Origin of the sequence: Cryobacterium sp. TMT3-29-2, assembly GCF_004564305.1 — a bacterium.
Lineage (GTDB): Bacteria > Actinomycetota > Actinomycetes > Actinomycetales > Microbacteriaceae > Cryobacterium > Cryobacterium sinapicolor.
The window spans coordinates 1-21,749 of the sequence record NZ_SOGK01000117.1; the positions used below are offsets into that span (position 1 = coordinate 1).

Annotated in this window: 24 protein-coding genes and 1 pseudogene; 11 read left to right on the plus strand and 14 right to left on the minus strand. The window is 66.8% G+C overall.

Going from position 1 to position 21,749, the window contains the following annotated elements; translation table 11 throughout:
- From E3O67_RS13390 to E3O67_RS13450, 13 genes are all read right to left on the minus strand, one after another.
- On the minus strand, positions 1 to 424 hold a 424-nt coding region (locus tag E3O67_RS13390; RefSeq protein WP_135102923.1), incomplete at its 3' end, for a hypothetical protein.
- A gap of 532 nt (positions 425 to 956) precedes the next feature.
- A complete protein-coding gene (locus tag E3O67_RS13395; protein WP_135102924.1) occupies positions 957 to 1,910 on the minus strand; it encodes a pseudouridine synthase in 954 nt (317 codons plus the stop codon).
- Positions 1,911 to 2,004: 94 nt separating this feature from the next.
- Complete coding sequence (locus tag E3O67_RS13400) at positions 2,005 to 2,847, minus strand: SCO1664 family protein (RefSeq protein ID WP_134426835.1); 843 nt, start codon at positions 2,845 to 2,847, stop codon at positions 2,005 to 2,007.
- Positions 2,847 to 3,419, minus strand: coding sequence for a DUF3090 domain-containing protein (locus tag E3O67_RS13405; protein WP_134426837.1), 573 nt, complete (start codon positions 3,417 to 3,419; stop codon positions 2,847 to 2,849). The genes E3O67_RS13400 and E3O67_RS13405 overlap by 1 nt, the downstream gene beginning before the upstream one ends.
- Positions 3,420 to 3,428: 9 nt before the next feature.
- Positions 3,429 to 4,133, minus strand: coding sequence for a histidine phosphatase family protein (locus E3O67_RS13410; RefSeq protein WP_134426839.1), 705 nt, complete (start codon positions 4,131 to 4,133; stop codon positions 3,429 to 3,431).
- 145 nt (positions 4,134 to 4,278) lie between these two features.
- Entirely contained in the window at positions 4,279 to 5,304 is a 1,026-nt protein-coding gene (locus tag E3O67_RS13415) for a glycine betaine ABC transporter substrate-binding protein (protein ID WP_134426841.1), read from the minus strand.
- A complete protein-coding gene (locus E3O67_RS13420; protein ID WP_134426883.1) occupies positions 5,305 to 6,009 on the minus strand; it encodes an ABC transporter permease in 705 nt (234 codons plus the stop codon).
- Between the two features lie 128 nt (positions 6,010 to 6,137).
- Positions 6,138 to 7,385 carry an ABC transporter ATP-binding protein gene (locus E3O67_RS13425; RefSeq protein ID WP_241979101.1) on the minus strand — a complete coding sequence of 416 codons (1,248 nt, stop codon included), beginning with the start codon at positions 7,383 to 7,385 and terminating at the stop codon, positions 6,138 to 6,140.
- A 61-nt stretch (positions 7,386 to 7,446) separates the two neighbouring features.
- Positions 7,447 to 8,088, minus strand: a complete 642-nt coding sequence (locus E3O67_RS13430) for an ABC transporter permease (RefSeq protein ID WP_134426845.1) — start codon at positions 8,086 to 8,088, stop codon at positions 7,447 to 7,449.
- A 198-nt stretch (positions 8,089 to 8,286) separates the two neighbouring features.
- Positions 8,287 to 8,577, minus strand: a complete 291-nt coding sequence (locus E3O67_RS17880) for a three-helix bundle dimerization domain-containing protein (protein ID WP_134426847.1) — start codon at positions 8,575 to 8,577, stop codon at positions 8,287 to 8,289.
- A 150-nt stretch (positions 8,578 to 8,727) separates the two neighbouring features.
- Positions 8,728 to 9,201 (minus strand): low affinity iron permease family protein, encoded by a 474-nt coding sequence (locus tag E3O67_RS17020; RefSeq protein WP_166786881.1) that lies wholly within the window; start codon positions 9,199 to 9,201, stop codon positions 8,728 to 8,730.
- Between the two features lie 43 nt (positions 9,202 to 9,244).
- Positions 9,245 to 10,984: an AarF/ABC1/UbiB kinase family protein gene (locus E3O67_RS13445; protein ID WP_241979099.1), complete on the minus strand. Its 1,740-nt coding sequence runs from the start codon at positions 10,982 to 10,984 to the stop codon at positions 9,245 to 9,247.
- Positions 10,985 to 10,988: 4 nt separating this feature from the next.
- Positions 10,989 to 11,555 carry a PadR family transcriptional regulator gene (locus tag E3O67_RS13450; protein WP_134426853.1) on the minus strand — a complete coding sequence of 189 codons (567 nt, stop codon included), beginning with the start codon at positions 11,553 to 11,555 and terminating at the stop codon, positions 10,989 to 10,991.
- A 197-nt stretch (positions 11,556 to 11,752) separates the two neighbouring features.
- On the opposite strand from E3O67_RS13450, the gene E3O67_RS13455 reads away from it, so the two are divergent.
- The 4 genes and pseudogenes from E3O67_RS13455 to E3O67_RS13470 all read left to right on the plus strand — a co-directional run bounded on the left by E3O67_RS13455 (position 11,753) and on the right by E3O67_RS13470 (position 14,465).
- Positions 11,753 to 12,646, plus strand: a complete 894-nt coding sequence (locus tag E3O67_RS13455) for a DUF808 domain-containing protein (RefSeq protein ID WP_134426855.1) — start codon at positions 11,753 to 11,755, stop codon at positions 12,644 to 12,646.
- A gap of 50 nt (positions 12,647 to 12,696) precedes the next feature.
- Positions 12,697 to 13,320: a LysE family transporter gene (locus E3O67_RS13460; protein WP_135102925.1), complete on the plus strand. Its 624-nt coding sequence runs from the start codon at positions 12,697 to 12,699 to the stop codon at positions 13,318 to 13,320.
- A 169-nt stretch (positions 13,321 to 13,489) separates the two neighbouring features.
- A pseudogene (locus tag E3O67_RS17885) lies at positions 13,490 to 13,696 on the plus strand (lycopene cyclase family protein); the annotation flags it as partial.
- 13 nt (positions 13,697 to 13,709) lie between these two features.
- Complete coding sequence (locus E3O67_RS13470) at positions 13,710 to 14,465, plus strand: Brp/Blh family beta-carotene 15,15'-dioxygenase (RefSeq protein WP_135102926.1); 756 nt, start codon at positions 13,710 to 13,712, stop codon at positions 14,463 to 14,465.
- On the opposite strand, the gene E3O67_RS13475 is transcribed toward E3O67_RS13470, so the two are convergent.
- Entirely contained in the window at positions 14,442 to 15,158 is a 717-nt protein-coding gene (locus E3O67_RS13475) for a hypothetical protein (protein WP_134426863.1), read from the minus strand. The two genes, E3O67_RS13470 and E3O67_RS13475, sit on opposite strands and share 24 nt — an antisense overlap.
- A gap of 270 nt (positions 15,159 to 15,428) precedes the next feature.
- Here E3O67_RS13475 and hpaE point away from each other — a divergent pair, with 270 nt between their 5' ends.
- The 7 genes from hpaE (at position 15,429) to E3O67_RS13510 (ending at position 21,694) form a co-directional block, all read left to right on the plus strand.
- Positions 15,429 to 16,958, plus strand: a complete 1,530-nt coding sequence (hpaE, locus tag E3O67_RS13480) for a 5-carboxymethyl-2-hydroxymuconate semialdehyde dehydrogenase (protein ID WP_135102927.1) — start codon at positions 15,429 to 15,431, stop codon at positions 16,956 to 16,958.
- 68 nt (positions 16,959 to 17,026) lie between these two features.
- Positions 17,027 to 18,178, plus strand: coding sequence for a 3,4-dihydroxyphenylacetate 2,3-dioxygenase (gene hpaD / locus E3O67_RS13485; RefSeq protein WP_135102928.1), 1,152 nt, complete (start codon positions 17,027 to 17,029; stop codon positions 18,176 to 18,178).
- A 28-nt stretch (positions 18,179 to 18,206) separates the two neighbouring features.
- Positions 18,207 to 18,992 carry a 2-oxo-hept-4-ene-1,7-dioate hydratase gene (gene hpaH, locus E3O67_RS13490; RefSeq protein ID WP_135102929.1) on the plus strand — a complete coding sequence of 262 codons (786 nt, stop codon included), beginning with the start codon at positions 18,207 to 18,209 and terminating at the stop codon, positions 18,990 to 18,992.
- On the plus strand, positions 18,977 to 19,780 hold the full coding sequence (locus tag E3O67_RS13495) for an HpcH/HpaI aldolase/citrate lyase family protein (protein ID WP_134426871.1): 804 nt from the start codon (positions 18,977 to 18,979) through the stop codon (positions 19,778 to 19,780). The genes hpaH and E3O67_RS13495 overlap by 16 nt, the downstream gene beginning before the upstream one ends.
- A gap of 188 nt (positions 19,781 to 19,968) precedes the next feature.
- Positions 19,969 to 20,700, plus strand: coding sequence for a hypothetical protein (locus E3O67_RS13500; protein ID WP_135102930.1), 732 nt, complete (start codon positions 19,969 to 19,971; stop codon positions 20,698 to 20,700).
- On the plus strand, positions 20,697 to 21,113 hold the full coding sequence (locus tag E3O67_RS13505) for a phage holin family protein (protein ID WP_134426875.1): 417 nt from the start codon (positions 20,697 to 20,699) through the stop codon (positions 21,111 to 21,113). Before E3O67_RS13500 ends, E3O67_RS13505 begins: the two co-directional genes overlap by 4 nt.
- On the plus strand, positions 21,110 to 21,694 hold the full coding sequence (locus tag E3O67_RS13510; protein ID WP_135102931.1) for a DUF3618 domain-containing protein: 585 nt from the start codon (positions 21,110 to 21,112) through the stop codon (positions 21,692 to 21,694). The genes E3O67_RS13505 and E3O67_RS13510 overlap by 4 nt, the downstream gene beginning before the upstream one ends.
- Positions 21,695 to 21,749 lie beyond the last annotated feature (55 nt).

Below are 21,749 nucleotides of genomic sequence, written 5' to 3' on the forward strand. Positions count from 1 at the left end.
GCGGCAGCATGCTGGTGCCGGCCAGACGCAGGGTGACGTTGTCGCCCAGGCGCACCCGCCGGTTCGCCTCCCGCGAGGAAACACGGGTCAGGCGGGTGATCAGGTCCGTTCCATTGGTCGCCCCGTTCTTATACGCGAGGGACTCATTCCCGAGGATGCGCCGAGACCGCACCGCAATGTCGGCAGCGGATGCGACCCTGGCCGCATCGACCCTACGGCCGAGGTCTTCCACCGTGCCGAGCACCGCCATCGCCTCCGCCTCACTCAAAAGAGAGAACGACACCGAATCAAGCACGGACGCGGCCAGATCACGCGCCTGCTGCAGTCGCTGCACAAGGGGCTGTTGCACAAGGGGCTGTTGCACGTTGGAAGCCACCGCCTGCGGTGAGGTGGTGGGGTGGTGCGGAGTGGGGGCTCCTGCCATACCACTATAGTAAACGTGTACTAATCTAGAGTCAATAGGTGCTGACTATTCATCGAAAGTAATTTGGTCAGCGTGGTGCAGCCTTGAAGTCGGCCGCGCATCGGTATCCGTAGTTGTAGCCGTCATACGCCCGGCCCTCTAACGAATTCGACGGAGATTTTGCCAATTTCGAACCGAAACGGATGTTTTAGGCCGGGTTTAAGCAAAATCTCCGTCGAATTCTTTCGGCCGGGGGTCCGTGGCCGGGCTCGGAGACCGGGTCGCCAGGTTTCGGCAAGCTCAACCACCGTGTCGCCAAAGTCTCCGCAGGAAGCCCGGGTACGGATGCCGATAGACCGGTTCAGAGGTCGACTCGCCGGGTTCCGGCAAGCTCAACCGCCGTGCCGCCAAAGTCTCCTCAGGGAGCCCGGGTGCGGATGCCGATAGACCGGTTCAGAGGTCGACTCGCCGGGTTTCGGCAGGCTCAACCACCGTTGCCCAAGGCGCCGGCCCAAGGCTCCGGCCTCAACCACCGTTGCCCGAGGCGCCGGCCTCAGGCGCCGGCCTCAGGCTCCGACCGCAGCCCGCAGCCCGCAGCCCGCAGTGGAAGCGTGCGCACGCTCTCGAACCGGCGCAATTCGCCGTCGATGGGATCGGTGAAGCTCACGTCGCTTGCCAGGAGCTGGAGCGGGCGGGTGAAATCGTCGATCGCGACATCCTGAACGACGGGGTACACCGGGTCATCGATGATCGGGATCCCCAGGCCCAGCATGTGCATCCGCAGCTGATGGGTCTTGCCGGTGCGCGGCGTCAGCCGATAGACGCCAGTGTGCCGCAACACGGTCTCCAGCTCGATCAGCGACTCGGCATTGACGGGTTCGTCGGTGACCTCGGCCTGCCATCGGCCTCGCCTGGTGGTCAGGTGATTACGCACGGTGATGGGGAAATCCAGATCCGGTCGCAGCGGGGCCAGTGCACGGTAGGTCTTGCCGACCTCGCCGCGCTGGAACATCGATTGGTACTCCCCGCGCCAGCGTCGCTCCGTCGCCAGCACCAGAAGGCCCGATGTCACGCGGTCCAGGCGATGCAACGGCGAGAGCTCGGGCAGTCCCAACTCGGCGCGCAGGCGCACCACCACACTCTGCACGACGTGTCGACCGCGCGGAATGGTCGAGAGAAACGGCGGCTTGTCGATCACGACGAGGCGGGCATCCCGATGCACCACGTGGACGATGCCGGGTACGGATGCCTCGGCGACGAGATCGCGATGGAACCAGACAAAGGTGTGCGGGCCATACGGGTCGCTGCCGACGACCGGGGCGCCCGACTGGTAGCGGAACCGCTCCCCGGCCAGGAACCCGGCGACGTCGACGGACGCGGCGAGACGCTCAAGCAACCACTCCCCCATGGTCGGCCACGGATGCGACCGCGGGCGGTCCCGATCCGGTGTGCACACCCAGGCGGCCTCGAGCCCGTGGCGCTGAGGCAAAGGAGACGGCGGGGGCATTCACCGATCGTACGTCGCCGCGATCGACGCCGCAGACGCAGCCGCAGTCCCAGCCGCCGCCGCACCGCGATCAGCGCCGCAGTCCCAGCCGCCGTCAGAACAGCGGCCACGGTACCGCGGGCATGTCGCCACGCGGGGCCGGAAACCGGCCTTCGGAGCGCAACCGGTCGCAGCGCGCGACCAGTGCGGCGATCTCGACCTCGCTGAGCAACCCGGCGAGGATGCCGCCGAGTTCTCCGGTCAGCTGCGCGCTGACCCGGTCGATCCCGTCGAGCTCGTCGGCGGTGAGTTCATCGCCCAGCCAGCCCCAGAGCACGGTGCGCAACTTGTGGTCGGTGTGGAACGTGAGGCCGTGGTCGACGCCGTGACGGTGCCCGTCCGGCATCGCGAGGATGTGGTCGCCCTTGCGATCGGCGTTGTTCACGACGATGTCGAACACGGCCATGCGCCGCAGCACGGCCGAGTCCTCATGGATGAGGGTCACCGCCCGATTGTGATCGTCCCGGCCGTCGAAGACCCGGCACCAGCCGGGGGTCGGCGCGTCTCCCCACGGGACCAGGTCCACGGCATCCTGTTCGGGATCGGCGTCCTGCCACAGCTGCACCATCCCCGGACCCATCGGGCCGCCCCGCAGCCAGGTGCGGGGCACGACGTTCCAGCCGAAGGCCTCTGAGACGAGGTAGGCCGCGGCCTCGCGGCTGGCGAGATTGCCGTCGGGAAAATCCCAGAGCGGATTCTCGCCGGCGATGGGCTTGTAGACGACCGTGACGTCACCGATGGTGCCGAGGAAGGTCGCATTCGAGGCCGTCGTTATGCGCCCTGTGAGCTCGAGCACACCGCCGACCACACCGCCGAGCGCACCACCGACCACACCGCCGAGCGCACCACCGACCTCACCGCCGAGCTCAGCGTCGTCGGGGGTGACACCCGGCAGCATCAGGGGCTGCCGGGGAGGGTGCAGGTGTGCCCGTCAGCGTCGATGGGATCGCCGCAGAGCGGGCAAAGGGTGCGACCGGCCCCCACCACCTCGCGGGTGCGCTTGGCGAAGGCGCGTGCGGTGCCGACGGGCATCCGTACCAGCAGCATTTCCACCGGCTCCTGCAGGATCGCGTCGAGCAGCTCCTCGTCGGGCACGTCGTCGATCCCCGGGTCGACCTCCACGAGCGGGTAAGCCTCGAGCACGACCTGCACGGTCGAGGGATCCCAGCCCAGGCTCATCCCGCCGGTGCGGAATTCCTCCGCGACGGGCTGATCCAGCGGCTCGTTGTCGACGAGCTCGACGGGCGTGTTGGTCGGGATGCTGAACGGGTTGCCTTCGTGGCTCATCAGCTGGTCGAGCATCTCGTCGATCTTCTCGGCGAGCAGCGCGGACTGCTGTTTCTCCAGGGCGATGCTCACGATCTGAGCTCCGGTGCGCACCTGCAGGTAGAACGTGCGAGACCCAGGCAGACCGACGGTGCCGACGACGACCCGATCCGGCCAGGCGAACTCATGGACGATTGTGGGCATGTGGGTATTTTAGGTGACCGTCGTGTGCGGCACCTGACCGGCCCCACCGCCGACCGGCGCGTCGGCCGACAGAACACTGGCGCCGAGCCAGGAGAGGTCGCCGGCATCCGTGTTGATGGCGTGAACGCTCGGCCGGCTGGTGCCGTAACGCACGATCGAAACGGATGCCGGACCCACATTGATGCGTTGGAAGAGGTCCAGGTGCATGCCGAGCGCATCGGCCAGGACGGACTTGATGATGTCGCCGTGACTGACCGCCACCCAGACCGCGCCGGGGCCGTGTTCGGCCTCGAACGCCGCGTCGTGACGACGGATGGCGGCGACCGACCGGGCCTGCATGGTCGCCATCGACTCACCGCCGGGGAAGGTGACGGCCGATGGCTGGGACTGCACAACCGACCAGAGCTGTTCCTTGGCGAGATCGCCGAGGGCCTTGCCCTGCCACTGCCCGTAGTCGCACTCGGTGATGCCCTCCTCCAGCGGCGTCGCCGGCGAGCCGGCCTGGTGATCGAGGATGAACTGGGATGTCTGCCGGCAGCGTTCCAGGGGGCTGGAGACCACGCCGACCAGCGGCACCACGGCGAGTCGCTTGCCCGTGACGGCCGCCTGGTCCTGGCCAATCTGGTCAAGCCAGACCCCCGTGGTGCGCCCGGCCAGCAATCCGGTGGCATTTGCGGTGGTGCGGCCGTGCCGCACGAGAATGACTGTGGCCATGGGTACAGCCTAGACAGGCAGGTGCGCGGGCCGTGGCCAACTCAGGAGATCCGGCCGGGCGTCCACTGCTGGCCCGCAGCGATCCGGGGCGCTCGGCGATCTGGGTGACGGATGTCCTGAGTTGGCCACACACGGGCGAGGTCGGCTAGTCGGTCGGGTCGGTGATGAAACCCTCGTCGATCATCCAGGAATAGGCCACATCGGCAGGTTCCTCACCGTCGACGTCAACCTTGCGGTTCATGCCGCGCAGAACCTCGTCGGTGAGCTTGGGTGAGATCTCGGCGAAGATCTCCTCCAGGCCGGGGGTGGCCTCGATCGACTCGGTGAAGAAGACCGGCGCCACGTTGTACGCCGGGAAAAACTTGAGGTCGTCGATCAGGACTGTCAGGTCGAGCGCGTCGAGGCGGCCGTCGGTCGTGAAGACCTCACCGAAGTTGCAGGCCCCGTCATCCGTCGCGCTGTAGATCGCACCGGTGTCGTAGATGCCGATGTTGCCGTCGGGCACGCCGGCGGCGGCACCGCGTTCCAGCCCGTAGTGGGCGAGCATGGGGTTCATGCCGTCCGGCCGGGAGTTGAATTCGGACTCGATGCAGAAGGTGCGGTCCTCCACCGGCAGCGCGGCGAGTTCGGACATGGAGGTGATGCCGCCGAGCTCGGCGATCGCCTCACTGCGCACAGCCAGGGCGTAGGTGTTGTTCATCGGTGCCGGCGCACCCCAGGTGACACCGTTCTCGATGTCGATGTCGTACACGGCCTGCCACATCTCGCCCTGGTCGGCGATCGCCTCCTCCTGACCGAGGTAGGTCAGCCACGCGGTTCCGGTGTATTCCCAGAGCACGTCGGCCTGGCCGGAGAGGATCAGCTCGCGGGTCGGCTGGCTGCCGGGCAGATTGCTGAGGTCCGTGACATCGAATCCCGCGGCGGTCCCGGCAAGCACCGCGATCTTGCCGAGCAGCAGCTGCTCGGTGAAGTTCTTGGACGTGACCGTGAGGTCGACTCCCTCGGCACCGTCGAGCGGGGTGATCGACCCCGGTCCGACCGCGGGAACGTAGGAGGTCGCCGGCTTCAGCCCGCAGCCGGTCAGGGCGACGGCGGACAGGGTGAGGACACCGGCTGCGACACCCCAGCGACCGAGCGACGTGCGACGGGTGCGAGACGAGGAGCGGTACATCTAGAGTCCCTTCGGGCGGGCGACGTGTTCCACGACGCGGCCGATCCAGTCGATGAGCAGGGCGAGCAGGGCAACGAGCAGGGCTCCGGTGATGAGCACGGGGGTGAGGCTGAGATTGACGCCCGTGGTGATCAGGATGCCGAGCCCCCCGCCGTTGACGAACGTCGCCAGGGCGGCGGTGCCCACCAGCAGAACGAGGGCGGTGCGCACCCCCGACAGCATGACCGGCACAGCGAGCGGAAGCTCCACGCGGAACAGCACGGCCGCGGAGCTCATACCCATGCCGCGTCCGGCCTCGATGAGGCGGGCGTCGACCTGCTGCAGGCCGACCATGGTGTTGCGCAGCACCGGGAGCGCGGCGTAGAGCACGAGGCTGAGTGTGGCGGCCCAGAATCCGAAGCCGACCCAGAACGCGAGCAGCACGACGACGCCGATCGCGGGGGCGGCCTGCCCGAAGTTGGCGATGGCGAGCACCGGAGCGGTCAGAAATCGCAGGGGTCTGCGGGTCAGGGCGATTCCCAGGGGAACCGCGATGACCAGCACGATCACCGCGGCGAGCAGGGTGAGCTGGATATGTTCCACCGTGTAGACCCAGAGCGCGGCCGGGGCGAGGGTGGTGAGCTCGATCGGCGAGAGGTCCGCCGTGTTCAGCCAGATCACGAGGGCCAGGAACGCGAGCAGGATGCCGGCCAGCTGGTAGACCAGTCCCCGCCAGGACCGCCACGTCGCGCGGGCGCGGCTGACGGGTAGGACCGGCGCGGCCGGGTCGCCAGGCGTTTCGACGGCGGAGTCGCCGCCGGCCAGGCGGGCTTCCGTAGTCAGGGTGCGGGTGGTCACTGAACGGCCTGCGCGTCAGCGCCGTTTTCCACGGCTTCGCTCGGGTCGGCCCCGGCGGCAGCCGTCTGCGCCTGGAACAGGCCGGTGTTCAGCCCGACGGGCGCCTGGTCCGATTCGAGCACGGCAGCGGTCTGTGACCGGGTAATGGCGTCCATCACGGTCTGCACGTCGATGACGCCCTTGAACATGTCACGGCGACCGGTAACGAGCGCGGCCCCGGCGCTGGACACGAGCATCGTGTCGAGCGCGTCGTTGAGCGTGGCGTGCTTGCCGACGACCGGGAGTTTCGGGTCGGGAACGTCGCCGATGGTTTCGAGGCGGCCGAGCTGGCGCACGGAGAGCCACTGGATGGGTCGGCGACGCTCATCGACGATGACCGCGTGGCCGTGGCCGGCCTCGACGACGCGGGCCAGGACATCCGTTGCCTGTTCGCCGGGGTTGCCCACGACGGCGTCGCTGAGGGCGACATCCGCCACCCGGGTCAGGGTGAGCTGTTTGAGGCCGGCGCCGGAGCCGATGAAGTTCTCGACGAACTCGTTGGCCGGGTCGCCGAGGATGCGTTCCGGGGTGTCGTACTGCTCGAGCTGGGCACCCTCGTTGAAGATGGCGATCCAGTCGCCGAGTTTGACGGCCTCGTCGAAGTCATGGGTGACGCAGACGATGGTCTTCTGCAGTTCTTCCTGGATGTTGAGCAGTTCGTCCTGCAGGCGCAGCCGGGTGATCGGGTCGACGGCACCGAAGGGCTCGTCCATGAGCAGCACGGGCGGGTCGGCCGCGAGCGCCCGCGCCACGCCGACGCGCTGCTGCTGGCCGCCGGAGAGCTCCTTGGGGTACCGGTCGCGGTAGAGCGCCGGGTCCAGGGAAACGAGCTCGAGGAGTTCGTCGACGCGGGTCGCGATGCGGGCCGTGTCCCAGCCGAGCATCTTCGGCACGATGCCGATGTTCCTGGCGACCGTCATGTGCGGGAAGAGCCCTCCGGCCTGGATGACATAGCCAATGCCTCGGCGCAGGGTGTCGCCGTTCATGTCGGTCACGTCGTCTCCGTCGACGACGATGCGGCCCTCGGTCGGTTCGATGAGTCGGTTGATCATCTTGAGGGTCGTGGTCTTGCCACATCCCGAGGGGCCGACCAGCATGACGATCTTTCCGGCCGGGATCTCCATGGTGAGACCGTCGACGGCGGGGCGCGCCTGGCCGGGGAAACGCTTGGTGACGTGGTCCAGAAGGATGCTGGCACCGGTGATGCCGGGACGGGTGGCGGAATCGTCGGTGTTGGTTGATACAACGGCGGCGGATGAAATGAATTCAGACACGGATACCTCGAGGTGTGGTCAGGCGGCCGAGGCCGACGAGGAGGAGATCAAGAATGAGGGCGAGCACGACAACGCCGATGACGCCCGTCAGCACAGACTCGAGGGAGTTGGCGCCGCCAAGGCGGGAGAGTCCGGAGAAGATGAAACCGCCCAGCCCCGGGCCGAGGGAGTAGGCGGCGATGGCCGCGACTCCCATGACCATCTGAGCGGAGACCCGGATGCCCGTGAGGATGATCGGCCACGCCATCGGCAGTTCCACCTGCAGCAGCGTGCGGAACCGGCTCATCCCGATGCCGCGGGCGGATTCCACGATCGACGGCGCGATGCCCGACAGGCCCACGACCGCGTTCCGCAGAATAGGCAGCGTGGCGAAGAACGCCACCACGATGACGGCCGGAACGACACCGAAGCCGAGCGGCGCGATGAGCAGTCCGATGAAGGCGAACGACGGGATGGTCAGGCCGATGGCCGACACCGAGTTGGCGATCCCGGTGAGCGCGGAACTTCGGTAGACGAGGGCGGCCAGTACTACGGCGAGGAGCGTCGCCAGGATCAGGCACTGCACGACGAGGCTGAAATGCTGCCAGCTGCTGAACAGGATCTGCTCATACTGGTCCCCGACAAAATCAAACACATCAAAACCTTTTCGCATCGATGACGCACGTAGTCACCGACACCGGCACGGGCGCTACTGGAGGCGCGGATGTCGAACTGGATGGGGACGCAGGCTGAGAGCCTGTGGTGAGGGTTGCTAACCATCTTTGCATGGCCACCCCCGGATGGGCGGCACGAGACGTGACGGGGCCGCCGGTGACGTCCGGCCGGCGGCGCTCTATGAGCGCCAATCGGTGGGCTGAGCCGCGGGACCAAATGCGGAAGGTGCCCCATCTGTTGCACCTGTCGCAGCCGTCGGAGCCTGCGACGTCGTGCCATGCCCGCGCAGACGGCCTGTGGCCCCGCGTTCGACCAGAACGGGAACGTAGTCTCGGATCGGCCGCCCCTCGAGAGCGGTGTGCTCCTCGAGGACGGCCCTCTCAATGCTCTCCCGCGGGATATGAGGGAATCTCTCGACGAGACGATCGACTACCTTGGCGACGGCGTTCCGCTCTGATTCCGTACTCATACCGAGATGGTCCTGCCGATTGACTTGTTCGTCAATCCGATCCCGGCTGCTCGGCAGGACTCGAGCACCCGGTGGCAGAGCCTGTCCAGACCCCGCGCGCCGACCCTTGGAGGCCCGCCCGCGGCATCCGTGGCCGGTTCACCCTCAGACTTATTGCCGGGTTTCGGTTTCCGCTTGCCTGCGGTGATCGAGATTCGTATCCGCCAGGTCCTCGAGCTCCACGTCGGAGGCGGCCTCCTCGACGGCGATGAGCCGATTGTTGGCGGTCGGAAGCGCTCGCACCATCTCGTCGAGCTTGCGCTGTGTCGCCGCCTGCTGCCGAGCCTGGGTGTGCTGGATCACGAACACCATGACGAGGGTGATCGAGGACGTGACGCTGTAGAGCACGTTGTTCCACCAGGAAGGAAAGCCGACCAGGAAGCCCACCATTAGCCAGAGCGCCGTGAGCAATGCGACAGCCAGCCCCACCGTCGCGAGCGAGGTGGCGTCACCCACCTGATGAAGAAGCCGGCTGCTCCACAGATGCTCCCGCCGCCCCGGACCGTTGCTTTCGCCTCGCGGCGCGCGTCGTGGGCTCGAGGCCGCCGCCGACCCAGGATTCTGCTTCTCGTTCTCACCAGACATAGAGAACACAGTAATCCCTCGGTCGTCTGAGCTCCCTGGGCGTCTAGGGCAGCGGCCCGCGCCGCGCCAGCGTTCCGGCGAAGAGGGCGTGCAGCAGTGGGAGGGCGGACACGACCAGGAGCACCGTGCCGAGCACGACGTCATCGGAACGCAGCAGGATGCCGCCGATCAAGAGGGCGGTGAAGAGGATCGCCGAGATGACCTGCCGCCCGGTTCGCTCGAGGTCGATCAGGCGCCGCTCGATCCGAGGGGTCTGCACCGAGACCGTGCCCTCGTCGAATCGCGTCAGGAGGTTGTCGAGCCGCCTGGGCAGCCGCGCGACGACGCCCGCAACCGACACCACCTGCTTCGCGGCCGCCTGCACCACATTCCCGCCCTCGGTGCGAATCAGCTGGGCGGAGTACGGCTCGACGGAATTCCAAATATTGAAGGCAGGGTCGAGCGAACTGCACATTCCCGAGGTCAGCGACATCGCACGCACGATGAGGAGGAAGTTCTCCGGAAGCTGAAACGGCAGCGAGCGCACCACGTCACCGAACTCGATGGCGAAGGCGCGGAATTCGCGCGGGTCGACATCCTGCAACTCGGCAAAACCCATCCCGCCGAAGCGCGCGAACAGTTTCGTCATGGCCCGCTCGAGTTCGGCGGTGTCTGCGGAGGGGAGGAGCACACCCACCTCGCGGATGCCGTCCACCATCCCCTTGCCGTCGCGGGACGCGGCGGCGATGAGCAGTTGCACCAGGCCCTGGCGCAGGGCATCGGGTACCTCGCCCATCATCCCGAAGTCGATGAAGGTGAATTTCCAGGTGCGGCCACCCTCCGCTCCGGGCGCACCGGCGGCGAGCGGCGTGACGAAGATGTTGCCGGGGTGCGGGTCGGCGTGGAAATACCCGTGCACGAAGAGCTGGTCGAACATCACGGCCGCGAAGTCGTCGGCAACCTCGGACGGGTCGATCCCCGCCGCCCGCAGCCCATCTACGTCGTTGATCTTGATCGCGGTGACGTCCTGCAGGGTCAGCACCCGCCGTGTGGTGCGCTCCCACACGAATTCGGGAACGCCGACCCGGGCGTCGTCGGCGAAGTTCTGCGCGAACCGTTCGGCGCTCGCCGCCTCCCGCAGGTAATCGATCTCCTCGAGGCTCGTGAACGCGAACTCCTCGACCAGGGCAGGCATGTCGACGCGATCCGAGACCAGTCGCACGCGGCTGAGCCAGCGGGCGACGCGGCGGAGGGCGCCGAGGTCGACATCGACGATCTCGGCGATGCCCGGCCGCTGGATCTTGACGACGACGTCGAGCAGGCCGGTCTCGGCGGCATCCAGCGTCGACAGCCTCGCCCGGTGGACCTGCCCCAGAGAAGCCGCCGCCAGCGGCGTCGGATCAATGTAGGAGAACGCGCGCTCCAGTGTCACACCCAGCTCGGCCTCGGCGAGGGCACGGATGTCCGGGAACGGCACCGGCGGAACCTCGTCCTGCAGACCCTCGAGCTCTTTGGTGATCTCCGGCGGCAGCACGTCGAGGCGCGACGACATGAACTGGCCGACCTTGATCATGAGACCCCCCAGGTCGACCGCGAGCACGTGGAAGCGTTGCGCGATGTGCTGCAGGCGCGCTGACCGGTTTCGGGCGGCGAGCCGTGCGAGCCCGAACCGCGGGAGGACCAGTTCGTACCACCACGTCTGCGCCAGATACAGGGCGGCGAACCGGAGGATCCTGCGGGAGCGCGCGCGCAGGTTACCGACGTCGGTCCCCTGTACTCCGCGGTGCCGACGTGCTGTGGGCACTCGGTCAGTCCTGGGCGAGGATGGCGTACAGCTTGCGACGCGCCTCATCCAGGATGGCGACGGCCTGCTTCACCTGCTCGGGGTTGCCGGAGCGCCCGACCTGCGCGGCGGCCTGGGCCAGATCGATGCCGGCCTTCGGCAGCGCGGTCGCACGCCCGGTGTCCCGGGCACCCTGAGCCTCCCACGGGGCGGGCTGGTCTGCCGCGGCATGCGCAACCCCGCGGCCCTCGTCCGTGAGCGAGTAGGTCTTGCGACCGTTGGACTCCTCGGCGTTGATGAGACCCTCGTCGGCGAGCAGCTGAAGCGTGGGGTACACCGAGCCGGGGCTCGGCTTCCAGGCACCATTGCTGCGTTCCTCGATCTCGTGAATGATCTGGTAGCCGTGCATCGGCTTCTCGGCCAGCAGCGCGAGCACCGCCGCACGCACGTCGCCGCGCGCCATCCGGGGGCCGGCCTTGCGCTCGAACTGTCCGCGAAGCTGCTCCATCGCGTCCCACATGCCGCTGGGCCAGCCCTCGCCGGCACCATTGCGCCGTGCCCCGAACCCATCGCCCATAAATGAACCACTCATGATGTCCTCCTCAGTGCCGTAGCCACCCGGCTCGACGATAGTTAACGATATATCGTTCGCGCCGTGATGGCGATACCAGTTTCCATCTTCATTCCGCCGTCTGGGAGGTGCCTGTGCCTCTCCTGGCGCGCGGTAAAGTAGACCCCGTTGCCGTCGCCCACCACCGGGACGACGCCCCTGAATCCAAGGAGAACCAGATGTCCGTCGGCTTGCTCGCCGTTGTCGATGACATACTCACCGCTGCGCTCAAAGCGAGCGCCAAGACCGCCGGTGTCGTGATCGACGATGCGGCCGTCACGCCTCAGTACGTTCAGGGACTGTCGCCCGCTCGCGAGCTTCCCATCGTGTGGCGGATCGCACTCGGCAGCCTGTTCAACAAGTTCGTCATCATCATCCCGCTGGCATTGCTCCTCTCCGCATTCGCGCCGGGGGTGTTGCCGTGGCTGCTGATCATCGGCGGCACCTATCTGTGCTTCGAGGGTGCGGAGAAAGTCACCGAGTGGTTCGGCGTTCACCACGCCGCCGGCGCGACTGAAGCGCGGGATGAGCGAAAACTCGTCTTCGGCGCCATTCGCACCGACCTCATCCTCAGCACCGAGATCATGCTCATCGCACTGGCCGGTCTCGATCCCGATTTCGGGATCGGGATGACGCTCGGCGCTCTGGTCGTGATCGGCCTGGGTATGACGGTGCTCGTCTACGGCGCGGTCGCCCTGCTGGTCAAGATCGACGACATCGGACTGTCGCTGATGAAGAACCCGGTACGACGGGTGAGACGCACCGGCGCGCGCATCGTGCGCTCCATGCCGGCCGTGTTCCAAGTGATCAGCATCATCGGCACTGTCGCCATGTTGTGGGTCGGCGGCCACCTGGTGATCGCCAACCTGCACGACACGATCTGGACCGGCCCCTACGACGTGGTGCACGCTGTGACGGAAGTGGTCGAATTTGCCGGACCGGTGATCGTCTGGGTTACCGACACCGCGATGTCGCTCGTCTTCGGGCTCATCCTCGGCCTGATCATCGTCGTGGCCCTGACCGGGATCTCACGTCTTCGCAAGCGCAAACAGCCACACGGCGTCACGGCCTGACCCAGTCGCAGGCGGGATAGCCGCAATCGGAACGAAACGAGGATGTCCCTGTGCAGCTTTCCCTGTGGGTGGCCTTGGTCGGCGCGGGTGCCCTGATCAGTTTCACGCCGGGCGCGGGGGCGATCAACACCATGAGCAACGCCCTGAACGCGGGCTTTCGCCGCTCCATCTGGGGAATCCTCGGCCAGCAGGCCGCCCTCCTCATTCACATCGCGATCGTGGCCCTCGGCGTCGGCCTGCTCGTGGCCAGTTCCCCGCTTGCCTTCAACCTCATCCGCTACGTGGGGGCCGCCTACCTGGTCTACCTGGGCATCCGTCAATTTCTCGCCAAGCCGGATCTCGATGGCGAGCGCACCCGGACTCTGAGCGACGAGCCCCGCTGGTCGATGTTCCGGCGCGGGCTGTGGGTGAACATGCTGAACCCCAAGGCGATCGTGTTCTTCCTGGCGTTCCTGCCCCAGTTCATCCGGGCCGACCGACCGCTGCCGGCCCAGTACCTGATCGTCGCCGCCACCACCGTCGTCATCGACGTTCTGGTGATGTGGTTCTTCTTCGCCGGTACAGCGCGTTCCTTCCAGCGATTCACGCGCGACGCTCACGGTCAGCGCGTCTTGAACCGTGTCTTCGGCGTGCTCTTCGTCGCGGTCGGCGTGCTGCTCGCGGTCATCCACTGAGCGCTCCCGGCCGTCACTCGCCCTCGGATTGGGCGAACACGTGTAACTCGTGGTCAGATGCGCTTTTTTCCGAGTTGTGAATGCCCGAGAAACGCACATTCTCCGCCACTAGGCTGCTCGACGATCATCAAGTCAGCACCCCGGACGTGATCGAACACACGGAGCACAGATGACGCCTGACGCGGACGCGGACCTGGTCGTGCTGGGTGGAGGACTGGCGGGGCTCACGCTGGCCGCCCGGCTGGCCCGGGAGCAGTCCGGCCCCCGCGTCATCGTGCTGGAACCGCGCACCGAATACCAGGACGACCGCAGCTGGTGCTTCTGGCGGCCGGAACGGCACGAGCTGTCACACCGCGTGGCCGCGAGCTGGAAGACCTGGACGTTTTCGGATGCCGCGGGCCGGACCATTCGGCACCAGGTACCCGGCCTGGCGTACCGGCTTCACCGCCGTCTATATTCTGGTCGTGGTCGGCGTGATGCTCCTCTGGCTGGTCGCGCCGGTGGCGAGCCTGGCCGCGTTCCTCCTCGTGTCGGCCCTGCACTTCGGGTCGGACTGGAACTCCGATCGGTCGGTCTGGCTGCGTTTTCTCGCCGGATTCGGGCTGCTCACCGTTCCGGCGCTGTCGCATCCCGACCAGGTCAGCGCCATCTACGTGGTGCTGGCCGGTGACCCAGGCGCGTCGGTGGCCGGAGTGCAGGAGTGGCTCGGGCCGCTCGCCGTGGCCGGTCTCCTGCTCGCCGCCGTGGTCGCCGTGCGACACCGGCCGCATGAAAGCGTCGAAATCGTCTTCGCGACCGTGCTCGCCCTGGTCACCGAGCCGCTGGTCTTCTTCCTGCTGTACTTCTGCGCGCTACACAGTTTCCGACATCTGAAGGGCGGATTCCGCGATGAGCGGGGTAATGGCCGGCACACGGCCCTCGTCGTGGTGGCCTACACCGTGGTCCCCCTTCTCGCGGTGGGGACATTCCTCGTCGCGTTCGGCCCCGGCGCCGGTCTGAGCGATCAGATTCCGCAGCTGGTTTTCATCGACCTGGCCGGACTCACCGTGCCGCACATGATCGTGGTGACCTACGAGGACCGCCGGAGGCGCGCGGCCGGCGCCGTCGGTTCGAGTCAGCGATCAGTTCGAGGAAAGACCGTCTGAGGATGCTTCCGCCTCCACGCGGGCTGCGAACTCCTCCATGCCCCGGGCGATGTTCTCCTGGCGGGAGTCGTCGTCCTCGGGGTCGTACGGGGCGTCATACGGCCAGGACATGTACACGTTGGGGTCGATGATCAGGTAGGCGGACAACGAACCGCTCGGGATCGCTTCGTAGTCGCGCACCTGCTCGTCCGACTGGTCCATGCCCATCCACGCGATGCCCGTGTTCTCGGGCAGGACAACCCAGCCCTGGCCACGGAACACGTCGGCGAGGTCGGGCGGGATGCTGGCGTGCACCTGCGCGAAGCCGCGGGTGGTGAGGGCCGGCGCGAGAGTGTTGAGGAGTGCCTTGCACACCCAGGCGGAGCCACCGGTGATCAGGAGCTCGAAGACGGCGGTGCCGTGATCGCTGACGATGGCGTCGTCGATGTCATCGTCGGTGGAGTCTTCGTCGAGCTGATCCTCGTCGACGTAGCTGTCGGGCTCGGTGACGACAGCGCCGAGAAGCCGGCCGTCCTCCGTTTCGGCGACCAGGGCGAGAGCCATGGACTCGGCCTGCAGTTCGATGGTGTCGTCGAAGTAGGTCTCCGGTGAGTCATCGATTTCGGCCTGCGGGTGTTCAGCGAACAACGCGACAAACGCCGTGCGATGCTGTTTATTCAGGCGTCGGACTCGGAAGCCAGGTTGTTCGCTCATGCTTGAGCCTCTCGACGATGTTCTACGTGCTGTACCGCTCCGGATTCGGAACGCTCAAATTTATCACGCGCTGTCGTCGACAAACACGGTGCTTGTCTCATCCGGCCACTTCGTATATTATTTCAAATACGTTACGCGAGCGAAGGGGCTCATGGACATCGACGACGAGCTCACTCCGCCCGGCAACGGGGCTGACCCTGCCCTCCTGGGTCGCAGGCACATCCGCGGCCTTCCCGCATTCTGACCGACATTAAACCCAGGAGGCCCACCGTGACCCAGACGACCCCCGCCCCAGCGACGCGGCACGTTCCCGCTGATCTCCCCGACCGGATTCAGCACTACATCGGCGGCGCGTTCGTCGATTCCGTCGACGGGGACACGTTCGATGTGCTCGACCCCGTGTCGAACGAAACGTACCTGCGCGCCGCCGCAGGCAAGAAGGCCGACATCGATCTCGCCGTCGCCGCCGCCCGCCGCGCCTTCGCCGAGGGGCCGTGGCCGCGGATGCTGCCCCGCGAGCGCTCTCGCGTGCTGCACCGGGTCGCGGACATCGTGGAGTCCCGGGATGCTCGACTCGCTGAACTGGAGTCCTTCGACTCCGGCCTGCCGATCACTCAGGCCCTGGGGCAGGCACGGCGCGCCGCCGAGAACTTCCGCTTCTTCGCCGACCTGATCGTCGCGCAATCCGACGACGCGTACAAAGTGCCCGGTCGACAGATGAACTACGTCAACCGCAAGCCGATCGGCGTGGCAGGGCTGATCACCCCGTGGAACACACCGTTCATGCTCGAGTCCTGGAAGCTCGGACCTGCATTGGCGACCGGCAACACGGTTGTGCTCAAGCCTGCCGAGTTCACACCGCTGTCAGCCTCGCTCTGGGCCGGCATCTTCGAGGAGGCCGGGCTTCCCGCAGGCGTGTTCAACCTGGTGAACGGGCTGGGCGAGGACGCGGGCGACGCTCTCGTGAAGCACCCCGACGTGCCCCTCATCTCGTTCACCGGCGAGAGCAGCACCGGCCAGCTCATCTTCGGCAACGCCGCACCCTTCCTGAAGGGACTGTCGATGGAGCTGGGCGGCAAGTCTCCTGCGGTGGTTTTCGCGGACGCCGATCTCGAAGCCGCCGTCGACGCCACAATCTTCGGAGTGTTCTCATTGAACGGCGAACGCTGCACGGCAGGGAGCCGGATCCTCGTCGAGCGTTCGGTGTACGACGAATTCGTCGAACGCTACGCGGCCCAGGCCAAGCGCGTCGTCGTCGGTTACCCGAACGACCCGGCGACGGAAGTCGGCGCCCTCGTTCACCCGGAGCACTACGACAAGGTGATGAGCTACATCGAGATCGGCAAGCAGGAAGCCCGCCTGGTCGCCGGCGGCGGACGCGCCGAGGGATTCGCTCAGGGCAATTTTGTCGCACCCACCGTCTTCGCCGACGTGGCACCGGATGCCCGGATCTTCCAGGAGGAGATTTTCGGCCCCGTCGTGGCGATCACCCCGTTCGATTCCGACGAGGAAGCACTCACCCTGGCCAACGGTGTGCGCTACGGGCTGGCGGCCTACATCTGGACGAACGACCTCAAGCGGGCGCACAACTTCGCCCAGGGTGTCGAGGCCGGCATGGTCTGGCTCAACTCGAACAACGTGCGGGATCTCCGCACGCCGTTCGGCGGTGTCAAGGCATCGGGCCTCGGGCACGAGGGCGGCTACCGCTCGATCGATTTCTACACGGACCAGCAGGCGGTGCACATCACCCTCGGCGAGGTGCACAACCCCACCTTCGGCAAAAGTGGCGAGCAGCACTGAGCCACCACCTCATCACCAGAGCGGGAGCGTCAGCTTCCGCACCCTCGCATTGACGCTAAGGATCTGACATGACCATCACCCCCGAATCTCCCGAACCCGTCGTCACCGCCGCCAACCCGGTGCGCTCGACGAATCCCGTCCCCACTCCCCAGGCTCCGGCGCCCGATGTGCTCCGCTGCGCCTACATGGAACTCGTCGTCACCGACCTCGCCGCCTCCCGGAAGTTCTACGTCGACGTTCTCGACCTCATCGTCACCGAGGAGGATGAGAATGCCGTCTACCTGCGCAGCTTCGAGGAATTCATCCACCACAACCTGGTGCTGCGTCAGGGGCCGGTCGCAGCGGTCGCCGCCTTCTCCTACCGGGTGCGGTCGCCGGAAGACCTCGACAAGGCCGTCGCCTTCTACACCGAACTCGGCTGCCGCGTCGAGCGCCGGCCAGACGGCTGGACCAAGGGCATCGGCGACTCGGTTCGGGTCGAGGACCCGCTCGGGTTCCCCTACGAGTTCTTCTACGACGTCGAGCACGTCGAACGCCTCGCCTGGCGCTACGACCTGTACACACCGGGCGCCCTTGTCCGACTGGACCATTTCAACCAGGTCACCCCCGACGTGCCGCGCGCCGTCGCATATATGGAGGACCTGGGGTTCCGGGTCACCGAGGACATCCAGGATGAGGCAGGCACCGTCTACGCCGCCTGGATGCGCCGCAAGCCGACGGTGCACGACACGGCCATGACCGGCGGCGACGGCCCGCGGATGCACCACGTCGCCTTCGCCACCCACGAGAAGCACAACATCATCGCCATCTGCGACAAGCTCGGCGCCCTGCGCCGGTCCGATGCGATCGAACGCGGCCCGGGCCGCCACGGCGTCTCGAACGCCTTCTACCTCTATCTGCGCGACCCCGACGGCCACCGGGTCGAGATCTACACCCAGGACTACTACACCGGCGACCCCGACAACCCGGTCGTGACCTGGGACGTGCACGACAACCAGCGCCGTGACTGGTGGGGCACCCCGGTCGTGCCGAGCTGGTACACCGACGCGTCACTGGTGCTCGACCTCGACGGCAACCCGCAGCCTGTGATCGCACGTACCGACGAAAGTGAGCTTGCGGTGACCATCGGGGCCGACGGCTTCTCCTACACTCGCAAGGGCGACGACGAGTCGATGCCCACGTGGAAGCAGGGCGAGTACAAGCTCGGTATCCAGCTTTAACAACGGCCGACGCGAGAAGAAGGACACTATGCTGCCCCCGGAAACAATCATCGCGATCGCGGACGAACTCGCCGCGGCGGAACGCGACAGGGCGATGGTGCCGCGCCTGACCCTACGTCACCCCGAGATGACCGTCGAAGATTCCTACGCCGTGCAGAACGAGTGGCGCCGACGCGGTGTCGAGGCCGGTCGGCGGCTCGTCGGCCGAAAAATCGGGTTGACCTCGAAGGTGATGCAAGTGGCCACGGGCATCACCGAACCCGACTACGGCGCCATTTTCGATGACATGGTCTTCGAGAACGGTTCGGTGATCGAGCACGCCCGGTTCTCCAATGTGCGCATTGAGGTCGAACTCGCATTCGTGCTCGGCGCGCCCATCGTCGGGCCGAACGCCACGATCTTCGATGTGCTCCGTGCCACGGAGTACGTCGTGCCGGCCCTGGAGATCCTCTCCTCGCGCATCGAGATGCCCGGTCGCACGATTGTGGACACGATCAGCGACAACGCGGCGATGGGTGGCATGGTTCACGGCGGCAACCCGACCGCGGTCGACGCGGTCGACCTCCGTTGGGTCTCAGCGCTGCTCTACCGCAACGAGACCATCGAGGAGACCGGGGTGGCCGCCGCCGTGCTGAATCACCCGGCGAACGGCGTGGTCTGGCTGGCGAACAAACTCGCCCAGCATGGCGACCGCCTCGAGGCGGGCGAGATCGTGCTCGCAGGCTCGTTCACCCGCCCGATGTGGGTGCATCCTGGAGACTCGGTTCTGGCCGACTACGGACCGATGGGGACGATCTCATGCCGTTTCGTCTGAACCCGACGTTCCGTGAGGTCCTGAGCGGAGCATCCCGCCCGCTCGCCGGGATGTGGCTCTGTTCGGGCTCTCCGATCGTCGCCGAGATCTGCGCCGGTGCCGGCCTCGACTGGCTCCTGCTCGACATGGAGCACTCCCCCAACGGCCTCGAATCCGTGCTGGCACAGCTGCACGCCACATCCGGCTATCCCGTGTCGACGCTGGTGCGGGTTCCGGCCAATGATCTGGTCACGATCAAGCAGGTGCTGGACCTCGGCGCCCAGAACATCCTGGTGCCCATGGTGAATTCGTCCGACGAGGCGCGTCTGGCCGTCGAGGCCATCCGTTATCCCCCGCGCGGGCGCCGCGGTGTCGGTTCGGCGCTGGCCCGATCCGCCCGCTGGAACCGCGTGCCCGGCTATCTCGACAACGCCGACGACCATGTGGCCCTGTTCGTGCAGGTGGAGACGAGCGCCGCGGTCGAAGCCGCCGGCCAGATCGCAGCGGTCGACGGGGTGGCCGGAGTCTTCGTCGGCCCCAGCGACCTTGCCGCCTCCATGGGCCTGATCGGGCAGCAGACACATCCCGATGTGACACAAGCCGTGCTGCGCGCCTTCCGTGCGGTGCATGCGGCGGGCAAGCACGTCGGGGTCAACGCTTTCGACCCGGCCGTGGCGCAGAGCTACCTGAACGCCGGAGCCGACTTCGTACTCGTCGGAGCGGATGTTGCCGTTCTCGCCCGCCAGTCGGAAGCGCTCGCTGCTCGCTGGATCCCGGGATCGGATGAAGTCGAGGGCGGCTCCTACTAGGTGTCCCGTGCGGTGCGAGATTCGCGCTCCCTGACGTAATTAATCCCCGTTTCGTCACGCACGCTGGCAGAATTCGTCACTATTCTCAGGTAGCTTGCACGGCCTTGGGTTGCCCGTTCATGATAGGTGCGACCTGGGAATTCCGTCGGCGGTCGTCGACGGGCCCGTCCACTTTTCGAAGGAGAGCCATGTCCAACGCCGACCCAACATACGCCCCCGGCAACGCCGGATTTGACTTCAACACCGACACACAGACCACCTCTTTCGGTGGCAGTGCGGCCCCCGCCGCTGCGGGCCAGAGCCCCACCGCCGCAGACCGGGCCGCCGACGTCAAGGACACCTCGGTCGCCGCGGGCCAGCACGTCGCCGGCGTCACCAAGCAGGAGCTCCACAAGGTCGGCTCCGAGGCCAAGAAGCAGGCCAAGGACCTCTACCAGGAGACCCAGACGGAACTCACCGACCAGGCCGCGTCCCAGCAGAAGCGGGTCGCGTCGGGCATCCGATCGCTCGCCGACGAGTTCGGTGCGATGGCCGGGGCATCCGAAACCCAGGGAGTGGCCAGCGACCTCATCGAACAGGCCGCGACGCGCGCCACCGGCATCGCGGACTGGCTGGACCAGCGCGACCCAGGCTCCCTCCTCACGGAGGTCAAGGACTACGCCCGGCGCAAGCCCGGAACCTTTATTGCCATCGCCGCTGTGGCAGGCGTCCTCGCCGGGCGGCTCACGCGCGGAGTGGTCGAGGAGAAGAAGGACGCTGCCGAGGATGCGGCCGAGGAGACCACGGTCGCCCCCGGTCACACCGCCGTCAACACCGACTACAGCACCAGCGCCGACTACGCCGCGGGAACCACCGCCGGATACGGTTCCAACCCCGAGTTCCACTCCGTCAACGCCGGTTTCGATGGGACTCCGCGATGACCGACCTGCACACCCCATCCGAACGCAAGGCTGCCGAGACCTCCCTGGGCGACCTGCTCGGGGAGGTCACGCGTGACGTGTCCACGCTCATGCGCCAGGAGGTCGCGCTGGCCAAGGCGGAAGTCCGTCAGTCCGCCACCCGCGCCGGAAAGGGCGCCGGTCTGGTCGGGGGGGCCGGGTATGCCGGCCACCTCACCGTTCTCTTCCTGTCGTTCGCGGCCTGGTGGGGACTCGGCCAGGTCATCGACATCGCCTGGGCGGCGTTCATCGTCGCCGTGGTCTGGGGAATCGTGGCCGCCGTGCTGTACGTCCTGGGCCGTAAGGAACTCAAGACCGTTCAGGGCGCGCCGCGCACCGTCGACTCTTTGAAGCACATTCCAGACGCACTCAAAAGAAATGAGGAAAACCGATGAGCACCGACTTCACTTCCAGCTCGACCACCGATCCGGATGTTCTCCGCGCCGAGATCGAAAAGACCCGCCGCGAACTCGGAAGCGACGTCGACGCTCTGGCTGACAAGGTCACGCCGGACAAAATCATGCAACGCCAGGCCGACAAGGTGAAAGGGGCCGTGGGCTCTGTGAAGGACAAGTTGATGGGCTCGGCATCCGACGCCAGCGATTCCCTGACTGGAGTGGCCGATAACGCCTCCGGCGTCGCACACCAGGCCGCCCAGAAGGCGAAGGGCAACCCCCTGGCCATCGGCCTGATCGCTTTCGGTGTCGGCTGGCTGGCCTCGTCGCTGGTTCCGGCGAGCTCCACCGAGAAGCGAATCGCCGGGAATGTCTCCGAAGCCGCTGAGCCGCTGGTCCACGAGGTGACCGACGCCGCGAAGCAGGTCGCCGAAAACCTTAAGCAGCCGCTCAGCGACGCAGCGGAGGCCGTGCAGGGCACGGCCACCGACGCAGCGGACACCGTCAAGTCCGAGACCGCCGATGCGGCCGGAGAGGTGCGCGACGAAGCGAAGCACGCGGGGCAGACCCCGTCCGTCTAACACCGGCACCGTTCCTGCCCCACCGCTACGGTTGAAGCCCGGCGGCACGGCCGAC